We start from the raw sequence: 18,401 nt of genomic DNA, 5'->3' as shown, positions 1-18,401 counted from the left end.
GCGCCCCATTGTTTTTCCAGAGCCATTAACTGCCGTTATTTCGGCACACGCCCATCACTTGGTATTCCAGGGTATTGAGCTTGCCGTTGGAGTCTTCATAGGTCATCCGCGACGGTACAGCGTTGCACGAGCGGATCGGCGGCGTCACGTTGACCACCTTGGAAATGTCCAACTCCAGGCCATAGCGATACGCCTGCACCTCGGGCGCCGGCTTGCCCTGTTTCGCGGCGTAGGCGGCCATGGCTTGTTCGTTGCGCTCCATCATCAGGGCGAAGGTACGGTCGCCGCCGCCTTCGGCCAGCGCACCGAATGACAGAACGGCAATGAATACACCCAGGGCAGTTTTATAAAAGTTCATCACAGGTTCCTCGACTGAAAGTTCAGTGCCGAGATTAACCAGCGAACCCTGACGCCATGTTCACTGGAACATTACTTATCTGTTAGGTGGCCGCAAGTTTCCAGAATTGTAATGTCCGCGCCACGCAGCCGTTATCTTCGGTTTGCAACTATCAGCCCGGGCCAGATCAATAAGAACGCCCACCTCCATAAGAAGCTGATAACTGCCAACACCGAGGAGCTGAACATGCGTATCCGTTACGTCACACTTCCCCTTTCACTGTGTGCGGCCTTGCCCCTGGCAGCCGTGGCCGTGGAAGACACACCCGAAGGCTTTATCGAAGGCAGCAGCGTGAACGTGCTGGCGCGTAACTTTTACTTCAACCGCGATGATCGCAAGGGCCAGTCCAGCCCCACCGGCAATGGCTATTCCGAAGCCTGGGCCCAGGGCCTGATCGGCAAGTTCGAATCGGGCTTCACCCAAGGCACCGTAGGGTTCGGCCTGGACGCCTTTGCCATGGTCGGCGTAAAGCTCGACTCGGGCACCGGCCGCAGCGGTGGCAAGGGGTCGTTCGGCGTCCTGCCGGTGGACAGCAGCAACCACCCCGAGGACAACTACAGCAAAGTCGGCGGCGCCGCGAAACTGCGCGTGCTGGATACCGTGATCAAGGCCGGTGACGTATTCCCGCTGACCCCGGTGGTGGCCTACGGCGATTCGCGTGTATTGCCCGAGAGTTTTCGCGGTGTGACCTTGCAGAACACCAGCCTCGAAGGCTTGAGCGTGCAAGGTGGGCGCCTGAGTGGCATGAGCCAGCCCAACGAGAGCGGCATGAACAAAGGTTTCGCGACGTTTTATGCCGGCCCGGTCGACTCGCCCTGGATCGGCTATTTCGGCGGCGATTACCAACTCAACAAGCATCTGAGCGTCAGCCTGTACAGCAGCCGCCTGAAAGACGCCTGGGACCAGTACTACGTCGGCAGCGCCGCCAGTTACCCACTCAATGACGACGTCTCGCTGTTTGGCGACGTCAACTATTACAAGGCGGTGGATGAAGGCAAAAAGCTGCTCGGGCAATTCGACAACAACATCTGGAGCGCCCGCCTCGGGGTGAAGGTTGGCGCCCATAGCCTGGCCGTGTCGCACCAGCGCAACAACGGCGATGACGACTTCGATTACCTGCGCCAGTCGGACTCGATCTTCCTCAACAACTCGATCCAGTACAGCGATTTCAACTCGCCCAAGGAGCGCTCGTGGATGGTGCGCTACGACCTGGACATGCAGGCCTTCGGCATTCCCGGCCTGTCATTCATGACCCGTTACGGCAAGGGCACCGACGCCGACTACAGCAACGCCAACGCGGTGTATATGCGCCGCGATGGCGCCGGCAACCCGCTGACCGACCAACGTCGCTGGGAGCGGGATATCGAAGCCAAGTATGTGGTGCAAAGCGGCAATTTGAAGGATCTGTCGCTGCGACTTCGCCAGGCCACCGTGCGCTCAAGTTCGTTTGAATCCGACTTGGAAGAAGTCCGGGTGATTGTCGAATATCCCTTGGCGGTGCTCTAAGACACCCGCTTACATTAACTTGCCGATGCCCTACATCTGTTCACAAGTTGAAGTCTGTCAGAACTGTAATATCGGCCTCACCTTCCCGTTAAGTTGCACTTTTTATACTGCGCATCGAACACATCTCATCTCTGCGGCTTTTGTGTAGCTCCTTTGGAACAGAGATGAATTTTTACGCCCCAGCCGGGGCGTTTTTTTTGTGTGCCGGTTCAGTGACGAATCGTCGCACCGGCCTGACGCGGCTTGACCCTAAAGTTACTTCAGGCTTCAGAGTTTTCCTACGCCCATTCAAGCCTCTATGAGGTCATCTCCTTTCGTTTCACTTGAAGGTAAATCCCCATGCGTATCCTTGTGGTTGAGGACGAGCAGAAAACCGCCGACTACCTGCAGCAAGGCTTGACCGAAAGTGGTTATGTCGTCGACTGTGCCGCCAGCGGCATCGATGGTCTGCACCTGGCCAGGCAGAACACCTATGAACTGGTGATCCTCGACGTCAACCTGCCCAACACCGACGGTTGGGAGGTACTGGAACAACTACGCCGCGACGGCAATCAACGCGTGATGATGCTGACCGCGCGTGGCCGGCTGGCCGACAAGATCAAGGGCCTGGACATGGGCGCCGACGATTACCTGGTCAAGCCCTTCGAGTTTCCCGAACTGCTGGCCCGCGTGCGCACCTTGCTGCGGCGCAGCGAACATATTCCGTTGCCCGACGTGCTGCGTGTCGCGGACCTGGAACTCGACCCGCGTCGGCATCGCGCCTATCGCGGCAGCCGGCGCATCGACCTGACCACCAAGGAGTTCGCCCTGCTGCACGTGTTGATGCGCCAGGCCGGTGAGGTGATGACCCGCACGCAGATCATTTCCCTGGTCTGGGACATGAATTTCGACTGCGACACCAACGTAGTGGAAGTCTCCATCAGCCGCCTGCGTGGCAAGGTCGATGACCAGAGTGAGGTCAAGCTGATCCATACCATTCGCGGCGTCGGCTATGTGCTGGAGGCGCGCCCATGAGGACCAGCAGCCTGTCGATGCGCCTGGGCCTGACGGTCAGCCTGATGGGCGCCGGCCTGGTCGTGCTGTTGGCGACCCTGGCCTACCTGGCCTTGACCCACGAACTGGAGAAACTTGCGCGCAGGGGCCTGGAAAACAAGCTGGAGCAGCTGGAGCACAGCCTGCGCCAGGGCCTCAACCTCGACGACATCAGCGCCCGCCCCCATTCGCTGCTGGACCTGATCATGGGCCACGACAACATCTACCTGACCATCATGGGCACCGGAGCCGATGCGCCGGTCTTGCTGAGCGTCGGTGCCAAGCCCCAGCAGCCGCTGTTGCTCGACGTACCCGCCGGCAAGGCCCTGGCCTACCTGAACTGGGTGGATGACCGTGGCAACCGTATCCTCAGTGCCACCCGCCTGCTGCCATTGCACAGCGGGGAAAACGTGCGTGTGTTGCTGTCACTGGATCGCTCCGATGACGAGGCGTTGCTCAGTGCCTACCTGCGCTCCACGGTGATCGCCCTGCCGCTGCTGCTGATCCTGATCGGCATGGGCGCCTGGTGGCTGGTGCAACGCGGGCTCGCCCCATTGCAGCAGTTCAGCCGCGTGGCGGCCAAGGTCAGCACCCAGGACCTGACCCATCGCCTGAGCCTGGACAACCTCCCCAAGGAGCTGGGTGAGTTGGCCCAGGGTATCAATTTCATGCTGCATCGCCTGGATGACGGTGTACGGCAGTTGTCGCAGTTCTCCGACGACCTGGCCCACGAACTGCGTGCGCCGTTGACCAACCTGATGGGCAAGGCCCAGGTCACGTTGTCCCGCGACCGCCCCTTGGAGGAGTACAAGGCCGGGCTGGAATCCTGCACCGAGGAAATGGAGCGCCTGTCGCGCATCGTCTCCGACATGCTGTTTCTCGCCCAGGTCAGCCACCCAGCGGCGCGGGCCGGGTTTAGCCCGGTCTCGTTGGGCGAGGAAGCGCAACGGGTGATGGAGCTGTTCGCCCTGAGTGCCGAAGACAAGCACCTGACCCTGAACCTGCGCGGCGACGCCTGGGTCATGGGGGATCGCCTGATGATTCAGCGAGCCATTTCCAATTTGCTGTCCAATGCCATTCGCCATACGCCCGAAGGCTCCAGCGTGTTGCTGCTGGTGGAGACCTACGACCAGCACGTGTCGTTGTCGGTGGGCAACCCGGGGCGCGGCATCGAAGCGCACCACCTGCCGCACCTGTTCGAACGCTTCTACCGCGCCGACAGCAGCCGTACCCGCGCCGAAGGTGGCACCGGGCTGGGGCTGGCCATTGTGCAGTCGATCATGCACCTGCATCAGGGGCACGCCGACGTCAGCAGCCAGCCCGGGCGCTTCACGCGGTTCAACCTGGTGTTTCCCCAGCACCTGAAAACAGCGCAGGTCTAGAGTGGGAGGGGGCTTGCCCCCGATAACAGTGTGTCAGCTGACACCTGTATCAACTGACCCACCGCCATCGGGGGCAAGCCCCCTCCCACATGGTTTTGCGGTGTTTTTAAAGAAGTCAGGCAGCCTCCTCTTCACGGCGATGTGCCCACTGGTACAACGCCGGCAACACCAGCAAGGTCAGCAACGTAGAGGAGATAATCCCGCCGATCACCACCGTCGCCAACGGTCGCTGCACCTCGGCGCCGGTGCCAGTGGCCAGGGCCATGGGGATAAACCCGAGGGACGCCACCAGCGCCGTCATCAAGACCGGACGCAGGCGGGTCAACGCCCCCTCATTGATCGCCATTGACAACGAACGTCCTTCCTCACGCAGGTTGCGGATAAACGCGATCATTACCAGGCCGTTGAGCACCGCCACCCCGGACAACGCGATAAACCCCACCCCCGCCGAGATCGACAGTGGAATATCCCGCAACCACAGGGCCATGATCCCACCGGTCAATGCGAACGGAATTCCGGTAAACACCAACAACCCGTCCTTAAGGTTGTTGAACATCATGAACAACAAGCCGAACACCAACAGCAACGCCACCGGCACCACGATGCGCAAGCGCTCGGAGGCTTCCTTCAACTGCTCGAACTGGCCGCCCCAGGTGGTCCAGTAGCCCGCCGGTACTTTGACCTGGGCGCTGATGGCCGCCTCGGCCTCGTCCACGAACGAGCCGATATCCCGCCCACGCACGTTGGCGCTGACGATCACCAGGCGCTTGCCGTTCTCGCGGCTGATCTGGTTGGGGCCGAGCACCAGGTCCAGGCTGGCGACCTGGGACAAGGCGATAAAGCCCAATTGCGCGGACGCGCTACCCGCCAACGCAGGCACCGGGATCAGCAGCCGCGACAAGCCGTCGATATCGGTGCGCAGCGCATCGGACAAACGCACGACCATGTCGAAACGGCGGTCACCTTCGTACAGCGTGCCGGCCTGGCGCCCACCGACGGCGACCGCAATGGTGTCCTGCACATCCCCGACGTTCAGGCCAAAACGTGCGGCTTTGTCGCGGTCGATATTGATGGTCAGCACGGGCAGGCCGGAGGTTTGCTCCACCTTCACCTCCGAGGCGCCGCCAAGCCTTTGCAAGGTCTCGGCGATTTCCCCGGCGGTGGCGTTGAGCACCGCCATATCATCGCCAAACACCTTCACCGCCACGTCGCTGCGCACCCCGGAAATCAACTCGTTGAAGCGCAGTTGAATCGGTTGCGACAACTCGTACGCACTGCCTGGCACGATTGCACTGGCGCGCTGGATATCGGCGATCAGGGCATCCCGCGACTTCTTCGGATCAGGCCACTGATCCTTGGGCTTGAGCATTACGTAACTGTCGGAAATATTCGGTGGCATGGGGTCCGAGGCAATCTCGGCAGTGCCGGTGCGGGCAAACACCCGCTCGATTTCCGGCACCTGGGCCATCAAGGTTTTTTCCAACTGCTGCTGCATCTGCACCGATTGCGTCAGGCTGGTACCGGGCACGCGCAGGGCCTGTTGGGCGAAGTCGCCCTCGCTGAGGCTGGGGATAAATTCACTGCCCATGCGGCTGGCCACCACCCCTGATGCAACGATGGTCAACACCGCCAGGCCGAACACCAGTGGCCGGTGTGCCATCACCCAATCGAGCACCGGCGCATAGGCGCGGCGCGCACTGCGCATCACCAGGTTTTCTTCCTCCTTGACCTTGCCGGTGACGAACAACGCAATCGCCGCCGGCACGAAGGTCACCGACAGAATCATCGCGCCAAGCAGGGCGATCACCACGGTGAAGGCCATGGGATGGAACATCTTCCCGGCGACACCGGTGAGGGCGAAGATCGGCAGGTACACCACCATGATGATCAGTTGCCCGAAAATCAGGGCGCGGCGGGCTTCCTTGGCCGCGGCGAAGACTTCGTGCAGGCGCTCGCTGCGCGTCAACAGGCGGCCGTGCCGTTGCTGGGCATGGGCGAGGCGGCGGATGGCGTTCTCGACGATCACCACTGCACCGTCGACGATAATGCCGAAGTCCAGCGCGCCGAGGCTCATCAGGTTGGCGCTGACTTTGTTGGTGAACATCCCGGTAAAGGTGAACAGCATCGCCAGGGGAATCACCATCGCGGTAATCAACGCCGCGCGGATATTGCCGAGGAACAGGAACAGCACCGCGACCACCAGCAGCGCGCCTTCGAAGAGGTTTTTCTTCACGGTGGCGATAGCTTTTTCGACTAGGTTGGTGCGGTCGTAGACCGTGACGGCTACCACGCCTTCGGGCAGCGAACGGTTGATTTGCTCCAGCCTCGACGCCACCGCCTGGGACACGGTGCGACTGTTTTCGCCGATCAGCATGAACACCGTGCCCAACACCACCTCACGGCCGTTTTCCGTGGCGGCGCCGGTACGCAGCTCACGGCCGATCTCAACCTGGGCCACATTGCGCACACGAATCGGCGTGCCATCGGCCGTGGTGATCACGATGTTGGCGATGTCATCGATGGACGCGACTTGCCCCGGTGCGCGGATCAGCAACTGTTCGCCACTGCGCTCGATATAGCCGGCGCCGACGTTGGCATTGTTGCGCTCCAGCGCCGTGACCAGATCACTCAAGGTCAGGTTGTAGGCGGCCAGACGCTTGGGGTCGGGGGCAATCTGGTACTCCTTGGCGAAGCCGCCGATGGTGTTGATCTCGGCCACGCCCGGCACGTTGCGCAGTTGCGGCTTGATGATCCAGTCCTGGATCACCCGCAGGTCGGTCGGGGTGTAGGGCGTGCCGTCGTCCTTGCGTGCGCCCTCTTCGGCTTCCACGGTCCACAGGAAAATTTCCCCGAGCCCGGTGGAAATCGGCCCCATCGCCGTTTCGATGCCGGTGGGCAACTGCTCACGGGCCACTTGCAGACGCTCATTGACCAGTTGGCGAGCGAAGAACAGGTCGGTGCCGTCCTTGAAGATCACCGTTACCTGGGACAACCCGGCGCGCGACAGCGAACGGGTCTGCTGCAAGCCGGGCAAACCGGCCATGGCGGTTTCGATGGGAAAGGTGATGCGCTGCTCGGTTTCCAGCGGCGAAAAACCCGCGGCCGCGGAGTTGATCTGCACTTGCACATTGGTGATGTCGGGCACCGCGTCGATCGGCAGTTTCTGATAGCTGGCGATGCCGACACCGGCCATCAACAGCACCGCCAGCAGCACGATGATGCGCTGCTCGATGGCGAATTGGATAAGGCGCTCAAACATGAGAAATCACTCGCAGGATCAATGGGCGTGTTCGGCCGAGCCTTTGCCCAGTTCGGACTTGAGGATGAAGCTGCCGACGGTGGCCACTTGCGCCCCGGCGTCGAGGCCCTGGCGTACCTCGACGTAGCCGTTTTCGCTGATACCCAGTTCCAGATGGCGGGTGACGAAACCGTCTGCGGTGCGCACAAACACCGAGGGCTTGTCCTCGACGGTCTGGATCGCGGCTTGCGGTACGGTGACCTTGGCCGGGTAGGTATCCGTGGCCACTTGCACGGTCACAAACAGCCCAGGGCGCCAGGCATCATCGGGGTTGGGCACGCTCACGCGTACGGTGGCGGTGCGTGTCTGTTCACCCAGCAGGTTGCCCACGTAGGCCACGGTGCCGAGTACTTCGGTGCCCATTTCCGTGGAGCTGACCTTCACCGGCTTGCCGACGCGCACCTTGTTCAAGTCCTTGGGAAACACACCGAACGTGACCCACACCTGGGACAGGTCCGAGAGGGTGAAGGCGTTGCTGGTCTCGCTGACCACCTCACCGACGCCAAGGTGTTTTTCCACTACCACGCCCGCAAAAGGCGCGCGCAGCTCATAACGATTGCCGCCCACCAGCACGGCGCTGCCGCTGAGAGCAGTCATCTTCTGCCGCGCGTTATTCAGGGCAATTTCGGCTTCTTGCAGGGCCTGGCGCGCCAGCAGGTAATCTTGCTCGGCGGAGATTTTGTCCTGCCACAGTTGGCGTTCGCGCTGGAAGGTGGTGCGCGCCAGTTCGACCCGGCGCTCGCTGGCCGCCAGCTCGCTGCGCTGATCGGAAATCTGTTGGCTGGCGATCACCGCCAGCAACTCGCCCTTCTTCACCGCCTGGCCAAGGTTGACCTTCACCGCCTCCACCACGCCGGCCGCGCGGGGCACGATATGCGAGGTGCGGTCTTCGTCGAAACGCACCTCTCCCGGCAATGACAACAGCGTGCTGATCGGCCGGGGTTGGGCCTGGGCCAGTTGAATACCAGCGGCTTCGATTTGCTGCGCGGTGAGCACCAACGTGCCCTCTTCCTCCTCGGCGTTTGCAACGCTGGACAGCATCAGGCCAAGGACGACAGCAAGCGCCGCGCCGTGTGTTTTGTTCATAGCAGACTCCAGGAAAAATCAGAACCGGGCGAGGTCGCCGTAAATCCGTTCGATACGTACCCAGGCCTCGGTGGCCTGGGCGGTCGCCGTGAGGTATTGGGTGCGCGCGGCGATCAAGGTGCGCTGGGCGTCAAGCACGTCGAGGAAGTTGAACTTGCCCATCTCGAAGCCGCGGGTGGCAGCGTCCACCGCGCTCTGGGCGGCGGGCAGGATCTGCTGGTTGAACGCGCGCACTTCGGTATTAGCGGTTTGCCACTGGTCCAGGGCCTGGCGGGTTTCGGTGCGCAGGCGCAGTTCGGCGGCGTTGCGCTGGTCACGGGCCTGGTCGGCGCGGCGCGTGGCGGCGAGCACGTTGCCCTGGTTGCGGTTGAACAACGGGATCGGCATTGACACCCCCACCAGGTTCACCCGCTCGCGCGCGCTGGCGTCGTATTGGCTGCCGATGGACACATCAAGGTCGGGAATACGCTGGGCTTTTTCCAGGCCAATGCTGGCTTCGCCCTGCAGGATCTGCAGTTCGGCCAGGCGCAGTTCAGCGGTCTGTTCAAGGCGCGCCAGCAAGTGCGCGGCGGACGGCAATGGCGGTGTGGCAGGGCCTTGGGTGGCGACGGCCTGGAAGTCGGTCGCCGCACTCCCGGTGCTGGCGGCGAGGCGGCGATAGGCGTCGGTCAGGCCCATCTGCGCGCGGTTGAATTCAAGGCGGATCTCCGACAACTGCACCTGGGCGCGGGTGGCCTCCACCGGCGACGATTTGCCGGCAGTGACGCGACCGTTGGCGACCACCAGGCCGCGTTCGGCCAAGGCCAGCGAGCGTTGCGCCAGGTCGAGGCGTTCCTGGGCGCGCAGGGCGCCGTAGTAACCCTCGATGACATCGGCGCGCAACCCATTGCGGCGCTGTTCCAGGGTCAGCGCGGCGGCGTCCTGGGCGCGGGTGGCCACATCGATGCGCGCACCGCGCTTACCGCCCAGCTCCAGGGTCTGGCTGAGTTTGACGCTGGTGGTGCGGGTACTGCGGCGGGTGTCCTCGGCATCCCAGGATGCCACAGGGTTGGGGATCAGGCCGGCTTGTTGGCGAGCGCCCTCGGCAATCCCGATTTCCCAGCGCGCAGCGGCCAGGTCCGGGTTGTTGGCGAAGGCCGTTTGCAGCGCGGAGTCGAGGGTCAGGGTCTGTGCACCGACCCCTTGCGCCGTCGCCAGAAACAGGACGAGCGAGCACAGTAATGTTCTTGCACCAGTTGGCATAACGAAAGTTCCAGGCCCATGAATGGCGGACAAATCCAAGCCGGGGCACTGTAGCGTTCGGTACTTATCAGGGCGGTGGGCAGAACATTACAAATCCGTTAGCCAGGATCAGGCATGCACCTCGTCATGTTCGTCATGCTCGAAGCCGTCGCCTTCGACCTGGACCGTCGCGTGGGAAATATCAAATTGCTCATGCAGCAATTCCGTCACCTGGGTGAGGATGTGTTGTTCCGTGCCGGACGCCGAATCCGCCACCAGGTGCGTGCTCAGCACGTTCTTGCCACTGGTGAGCGCCCAGATATGCAGGTCGTGCACGTCCTTGACCCCAGGCACACTGCGAATAGCCTGCTCCACCTGATCGATATCGATACCGTCCGGCACGCCCTGCAGCAGCACGTTCATGCTCTCCTTGAGTAACGTCCAGGTGCGGGGCAACACCCAGAAACCAATCGCGGCCGCGACCAGCGAGTCGACCCAGCCCCAACCGGTAAACAGAATCACCACCGCCGCGATGATCACGCCAATGGAGCCGAGCATGTCGCTCCAGACTTCGAGGTAGGCGCCCTTCACGTTCAGGCTTTCGCCGCTGGCGGCGCTGAGCAGGCGCATGGCGATCAGGTTGACGATCAACCCCAGCACGGCAATCACCAGCATGCCGGTGGACTGGATCTCGGCGGGTTCACGCAGGCGTTGATACGCCTCGTAGAGGATGTAGAACGCAACGGCGAACAACAGCAACGCGTTGAACGCTGCCGCGAGAATTTCGAAACGCGCATAGCCGAACGTGCGCTTGCGGTCGGCGGCGCGCTTGGCCACTTGGATCGCCACCAGGGAAATGCCCAGGGCCAGGGCGTCGGTCATCATGTGTGCGGCATCGGATAACAGCGCCAGGCTGCCGGTGATAAACGCGCCGATGACCTCGGCAATCATGAAGCTGCCGGTCAAGCCGAGGGCGATCCATAACAACCGTTCGTGACCGGCGCGTACCTGGGCGTGGCTATGTCCTGCGCTCATGGAAAATCCTCTTGAGACGGGTGCGGCGGATCATAGCGCTATAGGCCAACGTCACCGCTACAGGTTGCAAAATTGTCATCCGCGCGCCAGCAGCGCGTCATCCTTGGTGCACCAAAAGTGCACTTGAACGCTCTGGAACAGTTGTATCAGGTATGCTTTTCGAGCAGGAAACAAAAAGAAACATATTTCCCAACCTGTTCGATAAGGAGTCCCGTCTTGGTGTTATCGACTGCTGCGTGGATGGTTCACGACACCCGCCTCATGTTTTGCGTCCTGTTGGCCATCGCCAGCATCATCGTGCTGATCAGCGCGACCAAGTTGCCGCCGTTCCTGTCGATTCTGATCGGCACCTTTATCGCGGGTGTCGGCGCCGGGTTGCCGCCCGAAGAAGTTGCCAAAGCCTTCAGCAAAGGCGCCGGGGCAATCCTCGGTGAAGCCGGCATCATCATCGCGCTGGGCTCGATGCTGGGCGCGTTGATGGCCGAATCCGGCGCGGCCGACCGCATCGCCACCACCTTGCTCGGATTGGGCAAGGGCAAGTCTTTGCCGTGGGTAATGGCGCTGGTGGCCATGGTGATCGGCCTACCGCTGTTCTTCGAAGTGGGGCTGGTGATGATGGTGCCGATCATCTTCGTGATGGCCAAACGTTCGAACCAGCCGCTGCTGAAAATCGCCATCCCGGCGCTGGCGGGCATGACCACCCTGCACGCCCTGATGCCACCGCACCCAGGGCCGCTGATCGCGGTGGGCGCGTTGCACGCCGACCTGGGCCTGACCATGTTGCTGGGCTTCTGCCTGGCGGTGCCGGCGGTGATCCTGGCTGGGCCGCTGTATGGCAACTGGTTGTCCAAGCGCCTGCACGTGGATGAACCGGCCGACATCGGCGCGCTGTTCAGCGCACCGCCCAAGGCCCCGCGCCAGCCGAGCTTTGGCGTGTCGTTGCTGATCATTTTGCTGCCGGTGATTCTGATGCTCGGCAGCACCCTGGCCAAAGTCGCGCTGCCGGCCGACAGCACGCTCGGCTTGACCTTGAAGTTCCTCGGTGAACCGCTGATTGCCCTTGGCCTGGCGGTCATCGCCGCCGTCGTTTGCCTGGGCTGGGCCGCCGGCATGCCACGCGCCGATGTTGGCAACACCCTGCGCAAGGCCCTCGCGCCTATTGCCGTGCTGCTGCTGACCATCGGTGCCGGCGGCGGCCTCAAGCAAACCTTGCTCGACGCCGGCGTCAGCCAGACCATCAGCAAGGTCGCCGAAGGCGCGCACATGCCGTATCTGTTGCTGGCCTGGCTGATCGCCGTGGCCCTGCGCCAGGCCACCGGTTCAGCCACGGTGGCAACCACCACCACCGCCGGCATCCTCGCACCGATGATGGCTGGGCTGGCGGCGACGCAAAGCTCATTGGTGGCACTGGCCATCGGCGCCGGCTCGGTGTTCTTCTGCCACGTCAACGACGCCGGGTTCTGGATGGTCCGTGAGTACTTTGGCCTGCAGTTGAAGCAGACGATTTGGGTGTGGTCGGTGTTGCAGACCATTGTGTCAGTCGTCGGTTTGGTTGGTACGCTGCTGCTGTGGCACTTCTTGACCTGACGCTCAGGCAGTCAAGGTGTGGCGCTTGCCAAACAGCGCCACACTCCCAACCCCCACCGCGCCCATCACCACGCAATACCCCACACAAATCCAGGGGCTGGTGGGCATCAACGCGATCAACATCAGCGGCGTGGTACTCGCCCACACTGCATAGGCGATGTTGTAGGTGAAGGAAATCCCCGATACTCGCACCTGCGCCGGAAACAGGCCGACCATCACCGACGGCACCGCGCCCACAACACCGCAACTCAAGCCCGCCAGCGCGTACGCGGCGCCGAGCCAGATGCCGCCGCTGATCAGGCTGGCGTACAGCACGAAAATACCCACCGGCAGCAGCAGACTGTAGACCAGCACCGCGCGCCAGGCGCCGATGCGGTCCACCAACAGGCCGGCGAGCACGCAGCCGATGTTCAGGAACACGATGCCCAGGGCGCTCAAGGCGAAGGTGTGGCTGGGCGTCATGCCGAACGTTTTCTGCATCATGGTCGGGGTGATGACCACCAGGACCACCACCGCGGAAGTGAGCACGCAGGTGAGGATCATCGCCGGCAGCAAGACGGCGCGATGGTCGCGCAATACGGTGCGCAGCGGCAGTTCGGCAGCGGCTTGGCGGCGAGCCTGCATTTCCAGGAACACCGGGGTTTCGCTGAGCCAGCGGCGCAGCCAGACGCCGATCACGCCGAATACGCCGCCGAGCAGGAAGGGGAAACGCCAGGCGTAGTCGAGGATTTCAGCCGGGGTGAAGACCTGCGCCAGCACCGTGGCCGTCAGCGCACCAAGCAGGTAGCCGAAGGTCAGCCCGGCTTGCAGGAAGCCCAACGCGTAACCACGGTGATGACGCGGTGCATGTTCGGCGACGAAGGTCCAGGCGCTGGGGACTTCGCCGCCCACCGCTGCGCCTTGCAATACGCGCAGTACCAGCAGGATCAGCGGTGCGAAATAACCGATTTGCGCGTAGGTTGGCATGATCCCGATAAGCAGGCAGGGCAATGCCATCATCAGGATGCTCAGGCTGAACACGCGCTTGCGCCCCAGATGGTCGGCGAAGTGCGCCATCAGGATGCCGCCCAGCGGCCGCGCCAGGTACCCGGTGACGAAGATGCCAAAGCTTTGCAGCAGGCGCAGCCACTCGGGCATTTCGGGCGGGAAGAACAGTTGGCTGAGGGTCAGCGCGAAAAACACGAAGATAATGAAGTCGTAGATTTCCAAGGCTCCGCCCAGGGCGGCCAGGCCCAGGGTTTTGTAGTCGGAGCGAGAAAAACGCTGCGCCTGTAGAACAGAGGTGGCAGTCATGTTGAGGCTCGGCAGGCAAACAAAATGGCGTGCAGGTTATGAGCTGAGCCGGTTGATGGCAATCGCGGCGGATATATTTGTTTTCCTCATGGATCGATGAAGATAACTGCATTCCCATATCAATGGCCGTAGCGGAACATGCCGTAAAACTGCCAAAACCATAATAAATACAAGAGGAATGACTCGTGGCCAATGCTATCGAAGAAAGCCGCTATGCCCGATTTGCCCTGCGTTGTTCAAACTTCGCCGAGCGCTGGTTCCCTGACTCCTGGGTGTTTGCCGCGCTCGCCGTGATCATTGTGGCTGTGGCGACCCTGGGCATGGGCGCTGCCCCCGCCGAAGCCGCAAAAGCCTTTGGAGATGGCTTCTGGAGCCTTATCCCGTTCACCATGCAGATGGCCTTTGTGGTGATCGGCGGTTATGTCGTGGCCAGTTCGCCGCCGGCGGTGAAGTTGATTGATCGCCTGGCACGCATCCCCAGGAACGGTCGCTCGGCCGTGGCGTGGGTGGCGTTGATCTCCATGGTTGCCTCCTTGCTCAACTGGGGCTTGTCCCTGGTGTTCGGCGGGTTGCTGGTGCGCGCACTGGCCCGTCGTACGGATTTACGCATGGACTACCGCGCGGCTGGCGCGGCGGCCTACCTGGGCCTCGGTGCAGTATGGGCGCTGGGGCTGTCGTCGTCGGCCGCGCAATTGCAGGCCAACCCGGCCAGCCTGCCGCCGTCGATCCTGTCGATCACCGGGGTGATCCCGTTCACTGACACGATCTTCCTGTGGCAATCGGGCGTGCTGTTGCTGGCGCTGATCGTGGTGTCGCTGATCATCGCCTACGCCACCGCCCCCGGTCCGAACAGCGCACGTGACGCCAAGGCCTGCGGCGTCGACCCGGCCTTCAACCTGCCCAAACCGCAAGCCCCGACCCGCCCTGGCGAATGGCTGGAACACAGCCCGTTGCTGACCATCCTGCTGGCGCTGCTGGCAGCCGGCTGGCTGTTCCATGAGTTCTCGACCAAGCCGGCGATCAGCGCCATCTCGGGGCTGAACACCTATAACTTCCTGTTCATCATGGTCGGGGCGCTGCTGCACTGGCGCCCGCGCAGCTTCCTCGATGCAGTGGCCCGCGCCGTGCCGACAACCACCGGCGTGCTGATCCAGTTCCCGCTGTACGGCTCGATCGCCGCGCTGATGACCGTGGTCAAGGGCGGCGACGGCCAGACCCTGGCGCACCACATCTCGACGTTCTTCACCTCCATCGCCTCCCACGATACGTACGCGCTGTTGATGGGCGTGTACTCGGCGGTGCTGGGATTCTTTATCCCGTCGGGCGGCGGCAAGTGGATCATCGAAGCGCCTTACGTGATGCAAGTGGCCAATGACCTGCAATACCACCTGGGCTGGGCGGTGCAGATCTACAACGCCGCCGAAGCACTGCCGAACCTGATCAACCCGTTCTATATGCTGCCGTTGCTGGGGGTGCTGGGGCTGAAGGCGCGGGATTTGATCGGGTTTTCATTCGTGCAGTTGCTGGTGCACACGCCGCTGGTGTTGTTTTTGTTGTGGGCGTTGGGGACGACGTTGAAGTATTTGCCGCCGGTGATGCCTTAATCTGCGGGTGACGCACCTGTTGTTGCAACAGGTGCATTCATGCAGGGGCACTGGGGAGTCGCGCCAATAAATCGGGCAATGCGCTCTGGATTGTGTCCCAAACCACATCAAGGTTGATATCGAAATAACCGTGGGCTATCCGATTGCGCATTCCACGCATGCTCCGCCAAGGAATCTGTGGATGACCCACCGTGAACTCCGGGTGCTGATCCATGATTTTTGTCGACGCTTCACCCAAGATGATCAAACTCATGATCACTGCTTGTTGAGTACGCCTGTCTTCCAGAAACTCCTCTTTGCTCAAGCCTTCGACAAAGGTGATCGCGTCAGTTGCGGCCTGCCTGATGTGATTCAAATAATCCCCAAGGCGGTTCGACGTCATATCTGCCGAGCCTCTGCCAACACTTTTGCGCGAAACTTCACAGGCAAATCGGCAGGCGTCAGCAAGTCAACATTGACCCCGAGCAGATCCTCAAGCTCGACCTGAAGCCCACCCAGATCAAAAAGAGTGGTTCCGGGGGGGGCGTCGACCAAAAGATCAAGGTCGCTACCCTCTACGTCAGTACCTCGTAACACAGATCCAAACACCCTGGGATTTGAGATGCGAAAACGGCCCACCACTTCTCTGACGGCGGCTCGCTGTAAGTCAAGGGCAGTTGAAGGTTTCACGGTTCACCTCGGTGACAGCCATTATCGAGCCAGTCTAGCAGCGCTCGCCTCCTGTAGACATATGAAGCTCATCACAGCATTTCTAATGCCCTGGCGAAGTATCGGGAAGATTCGGCAGGGTCTTTTGAAACACCTAGGCCGTCATCAATCGGGATGACAACGTCTCCTTCGTTGAGTACAAGGCCCTGCGCGACGATGCTGACCGTCGCATGAGTGCAGTTGTCCAGGCGTTCGGCCGGCATAACAACGTGACAGCGTTCCAAAAAGCCATGGATGTCGCCATGCAACTCCTGCAAACCAGTGTCATTGATGCAAAAAAACCAGACTGACCGACACAGGCGAAGCCATCGTCAAGGATGCGCTGACGGCGCAGGTGGAGTACTTGCGGGCTGGTAGCCAATTGGCATTGCGTCTGCTGTGATCCCTTGACACCCGCCTGTCTTCCTTTCGTCACATTGCATTGCTACCGTCCTGCGAAATATCTTGCAACATCTCGCCAGCAAGGACTCCCCGCAATGAGTGACGATCACGAAGACCGCCCTGCCCCCGACTCCATCGCCCAACCGCCGGTAGATACCAGCCGTCGGCGCTTCCTGGGGGGCGCGGCGGTGCTGGGGGTTGGCGCGACCTTGAGTGCCTGCGGCAATGGCAGCGAAGCACCGGGCAAGCCAGTGGCACGCCCGCTCACACCGCAGGAGCTGGACAAGGCGTTGCACGACCAGGTGAAGACCGTGGTAGTGATCTATGCCGAGAACCGCAGCTTCAACAATCTGTTTGCGGACTTCCCCGGCGTTGAGAAACCGCTGTCGGCGCTTTCTGCCGCCGACACGCAGCAACGCGACCGCGACGGCAGCTTATTGACCACCCTGCCCCCCGTCTGGGGCGGTGTGTTGCAGGTCGGCCCGCAAAGCGTGGATGGGGTGACCTACCCCAGCGAAGTGCAGTTCCAGGAAAACCTGCCCAACGCCCCGTTCGCCCTCAAGGGCCCGAACGCCGAAGACCTGCCCTTGAGCCTGGTCACCCGCGACTTGTGGCACGTGTTCTATCAGAACCAGATGCAGATCAACGGCGGCAAGAACGATGGTTTCGTTGCCTGGGCCGACTCCGGTGGCCTGGTGATGGGGCATTACGCCCAGAGCCGTTATTCCCTACGCTTGTGGGACGTGGCCAAGGAGTTCGTGCTCTGCGATAACTTCTTCCAGGGTGCCTTCGGCGGTTCGTTCCTCAACCACCAGTACCTGATCAGCGCCACCGCGCCGTTTTATCCGAATGCCGCGCAGTCGGTGGCCAAGGCGCAGATCGCCACGCTGCAAAGCGATGACCCGACTGACCCGCGCCTCAAACCCCTGGATAAATCCCCGGCCAGCGCCATGACCGGCCCGCCGCAGTTCGGCCCCAGTGCGCTGACCCCTGACGGTTACGGCGTGAACACCCTGGCCCCGCCCTACTGGCCGACCTGGATTCGCGACCCGGAAAACCCGGACTACGCCAAAGCCGACCTGCCCAACGTGCTGGTGCCGCAAACCCACGAACACATCGGCGACAAGCTATCGAAAAAGAACGTCGACTGGGCCTGGTACGCCGGGGCCTGGCAGGCGACGCTGGACCAATTCAAGGACTCGGGCGGCATTCCGAAGATCCCGAATTTCCAGTATCACCACCAGCCGTTCAACTACTTCAAGCAGCAAGGGCCCGAAAACCGTGCGGAGCGTGACAAGCGCCTGCGCGACGCGGGCTTGGGCGACGAATCCAGCACCAACAAGTTCTTCGCCGACGCCAAGGCGGGCAAGCTCCCCGCCGTGACCTTCTACAAACCCCAGGGCAACCTCAATATGCACGCGGGTTATGCCGACGTGGCCTCCGGCGACCGCCATATCGTGCGTGCCCTGAAGGTGCTGCAGGAGAGCCCGCAGTGGAAAAACATGGTGGTGGTGGTCACTGTCGATGAAAACGGTGGCTGGTGGGACCACGTGGCACCGCCCAAGGGCGACCGCTGGGGCCCTGGTACGCGAGTGCCGGCGCTGGTGGTGTCACCCTTTGCGCGCAAAGGCACGGTGGACCATACGGTGTACGACACGGCGTCGATCCTGCGCCTGATTACCCGAGTCTTCCAGCTGGAGACCTTGGACGGCCTCAAGCAGCGGGATGACGCGATGATTGCCCGCGGCCAGAAACCCATGGGCGATTTGAGCAATGCCTTGCAGTTCAGCGTGTAGGACGGCTTATCCAATAACGACACACCCGACGATTTAGGACGCGGTTTTCCCGGTCAGCCGCTACTGTGTGGAGGT

At 61.9% G+C, this 18,401-nt stretch carries 14 protein-coding genes and 1 pseudogene; 7 read left to right on the top strand and 8 right to left on the bottom strand.

What is annotated here, in order from left to right:
• Positions 1 to 25: 25 nt before the first annotated feature.
• Positions 26 to 358, bottom strand: a complete 333-nt coding sequence (locus tag AB7933_RS05120; RefSeq protein ID WP_024073234.1) for a DUF2790 domain-containing protein — start codon at positions 356 to 358, stop codon at positions 26 to 28.
• Positions 359 to 583: 225 nt separating this feature from the next.
• Between AB7933_RS05120 and AB7933_RS05115 the strand changes: the two genes are divergently transcribed.
• The 3 genes from AB7933_RS05115 to AB7933_RS05105 all read left to right on the top strand — a co-directional run bounded on the left by AB7933_RS05115 (position 584) and on the right by AB7933_RS05105 (position 4,317).
• Positions 584 to 1,903 (top strand): OprD family porin, encoded by a 1,320-nt coding sequence (locus tag AB7933_RS05115; RefSeq protein WP_024073233.1) that lies wholly within the window; start codon positions 584 to 586, stop codon positions 1,901 to 1,903.
• A gap of 339 nt (positions 1,904 to 2,242) precedes the next feature.
• Positions 2,243 to 2,917: a heavy metal response regulator transcription factor gene (locus AB7933_RS05110; protein WP_024073232.1), complete on the top strand. Its 675-nt coding sequence runs from the start codon at positions 2,243 to 2,245 to the stop codon at positions 2,915 to 2,917.
• A complete protein-coding gene (locus tag AB7933_RS05105; protein WP_024073231.1) occupies positions 2,914 to 4,317 on the top strand; it encodes a heavy metal sensor histidine kinase in 1,404 nt (467 codons plus the stop codon). The genes AB7933_RS05110 and AB7933_RS05105 overlap by 4 nt, the downstream gene beginning before the upstream one ends.
• A gap of 115 nt (positions 4,318 to 4,432) precedes the next feature.
• Here AB7933_RS05105 and AB7933_RS05100 read toward each other — a convergent pair whose 3' ends face one another.
• The 4 genes from AB7933_RS05100 to AB7933_RS05085 form a co-directional block, all read right to left on the bottom strand.
• Entirely contained in the window at positions 4,433 to 7,576 is a 3,144-nt protein-coding gene (locus AB7933_RS05100) for a CusA/CzcA family heavy metal efflux RND transporter (RefSeq protein WP_024073230.1), read from the bottom strand.
• 18 nt (positions 7,577 to 7,594) lie between these two features.
• The gene (locus AB7933_RS05095; protein ID WP_024073229.1) at positions 7,595 to 8,701 is read right to left on the bottom strand and encodes an efflux RND transporter periplasmic adaptor subunit; all 1,107 of its coding nucleotides are present in this window, start codon (positions 8,699 to 8,701) and stop codon (positions 7,595 to 7,597) included.
• 18 nt (positions 8,702 to 8,719) lie between these two features.
• The gene (locus AB7933_RS05090) at positions 8,720 to 9,943 is read right to left on the bottom strand and encodes a TolC family protein (RefSeq protein WP_024073228.1); all 1,224 of its coding nucleotides are present in this window, start codon (positions 9,941 to 9,943) and stop codon (positions 8,720 to 8,722) included.
• A gap of 108 nt (positions 9,944 to 10,051) precedes the next feature.
• Positions 10,052 to 10,957: a cation diffusion facilitator family transporter gene (locus AB7933_RS05085; protein ID WP_024073227.1), complete on the bottom strand. Its 906-nt coding sequence runs from the start codon at positions 10,955 to 10,957 to the stop codon at positions 10,052 to 10,054.
• 216 nt (positions 10,958 to 11,173) lie between these two features.
• Here AB7933_RS05085 and AB7933_RS05080 point away from each other — a divergent pair, with 216 nt between their 5' ends.
• A complete protein-coding gene (locus tag AB7933_RS05080) occupies positions 11,174 to 12,544 on the top strand; it encodes a gluconate:H+ symporter (protein ID WP_024073226.1) in 1,371 nt (456 codons plus the stop codon).
• 3 nt (positions 12,545 to 12,547) lie between these two features.
• Here AB7933_RS05080 and AB7933_RS05075 read toward each other — a convergent pair whose 3' ends face one another.
• Positions 12,548 to 13,837: an MFS transporter gene (locus AB7933_RS05075; protein ID WP_024073225.1), complete on the bottom strand. Its 1,290-nt coding sequence runs from the start codon at positions 13,835 to 13,837 to the stop codon at positions 12,548 to 12,550.
• Between the two features lie 185 nt (positions 13,838 to 14,022).
• Between AB7933_RS05075 and AB7933_RS05070 the strand changes: the two genes are divergently transcribed.
• Positions 14,023 to 15,441 (top strand): short-chain fatty acid transporter, encoded by a 1,419-nt coding sequence (locus AB7933_RS05070; RefSeq protein ID WP_024073224.1) that lies wholly within the window; start codon positions 14,023 to 14,025, stop codon positions 15,439 to 15,441.
• Between the two features lie 37 nt (positions 15,442 to 15,478).
• On the opposite strand, the gene AB7933_RS05065 is transcribed toward AB7933_RS05070, so the two are convergent.
• Both AB7933_RS05065 and AB7933_RS05060 read right to left on the bottom strand, forming a co-directional pair.
• Positions 15,479 to 15,823, bottom strand: a complete 345-nt coding sequence (locus tag AB7933_RS05065; protein WP_024073223.1) for a DUF86 domain-containing protein — start codon at positions 15,821 to 15,823, stop codon at positions 15,479 to 15,481.
• Positions 15,820 to 16,110 carry a nucleotidyltransferase family protein gene (locus AB7933_RS05060; RefSeq protein WP_024073222.1) on the bottom strand — a complete coding sequence of 97 codons (291 nt, stop codon included), beginning with the start codon at positions 16,108 to 16,110 and terminating at the stop codon, positions 15,820 to 15,822. Before AB7933_RS05060 ends, AB7933_RS05065 begins: the two co-directional genes overlap by 4 nt.
• A gap of 143 nt (positions 16,111 to 16,253) precedes the next feature.
• Here AB7933_RS05060 and AB7933_RS05055 point away from each other — a divergent pair.
• Both AB7933_RS05055 and acpA read left to right on the top strand, forming a co-directional pair.
• A pseudogene (locus AB7933_RS05055) lies at positions 16,254 to 16,531 on the top strand (hypothetical protein).
• A gap of 94 nt (positions 16,532 to 16,625) precedes the next feature.
• A complete protein-coding gene (gene acpA, locus AB7933_RS05050; RefSeq protein ID WP_024073220.1) occupies positions 16,626 to 18,326 on the top strand; it encodes an acid phosphatase in 1,701 nt (566 codons plus the stop codon).
• Positions 18,327 to 18,401 lie beyond the last annotated feature (75 nt).

Origin of the sequence: Pseudomonas gorinensis (genome assembly GCF_042015035.1) — a bacterium.
GTDB classification, from domain to species: Bacteria; Pseudomonadota; Gammaproteobacteria; order Pseudomonadales; family Pseudomonadaceae; genus Aquipseudomonas; species Aquipseudomonas gorinensis.
The sequence above is the reverse complement of the archived record's forward strand: the minus strand, read 5'-3'. Positions and strand labels throughout refer to the sequence as shown.

Bases quoted from the DNA above. Each gene is read 5' to 3' on its own strand.
- AB7933_RS05120 (WP_024073234.1), bottom strand. From the start codon at position 358: ATGAACTTTTATAAAACTGCCCTGGGTGTATTCATTGCCGTTCTGTCA.
- AB7933_RS05115 (WP_024073233.1), top strand. From the start codon at position 584: ATGCGTATCCGTTACGTCACACTTCCCCTTTCACTGTGTGCGGCCTTG.
- AB7933_RS05110 (WP_024073232.1), top strand. From the start codon at position 2,243: ATGCGTATCCTTGTGGTTGAGGACGAGCAGAAAACCGCCGACTACCTG.
- AB7933_RS05105 (WP_024073231.1), top strand. From the start codon at position 2,914: ATGAGGACCAGCAGCCTGTCGATGCGCCTGGGCCTGACGGTCAGCCTG.
- AB7933_RS05100 (WP_024073230.1), bottom strand. From the start codon at position 7,576: ATGTTTGAGCGCCTTATCCAATTCGCCATCGAGCAGCGCATCATCGTG.
- AB7933_RS05095 (WP_024073229.1), bottom strand. From the start codon at position 8,701: ATGAACAAAACACACGGCGCGGCGCTTGCTGTCGTCCTTGGCCTGATG.
- AB7933_RS05090 (WP_024073228.1), bottom strand. From the start codon at position 9,943: ATGCCAACTGGTGCAAGAACATTACTGTGCTCGCTCGTCCTGTTTCTG.
- AB7933_RS05085 (WP_024073227.1), bottom strand. From the start codon at position 10,957: ATGAGCGCAGGACATAGCCACGCCCAGGTACGCGCCGGTCACGAACGG.
- AB7933_RS05075 (WP_024073225.1), bottom strand. From the start codon at position 13,837: ATGACTGCCACCTCTGTTCTACAGGCGCAGCGTTTTTCTCGCTCCGAC.
- AB7933_RS05065 (WP_024073223.1), bottom strand. From the start codon at position 15,823: ATGACGTCGAACCGCCTTGGGGATTATTTGAATCACATCAGGCAGGCC.
- acpA (WP_024073220.1), top strand. From the start codon at position 16,626: ATGAGTGACGATCACGAAGACCGCCCTGCCCCCGACTCCATCGCCCAA.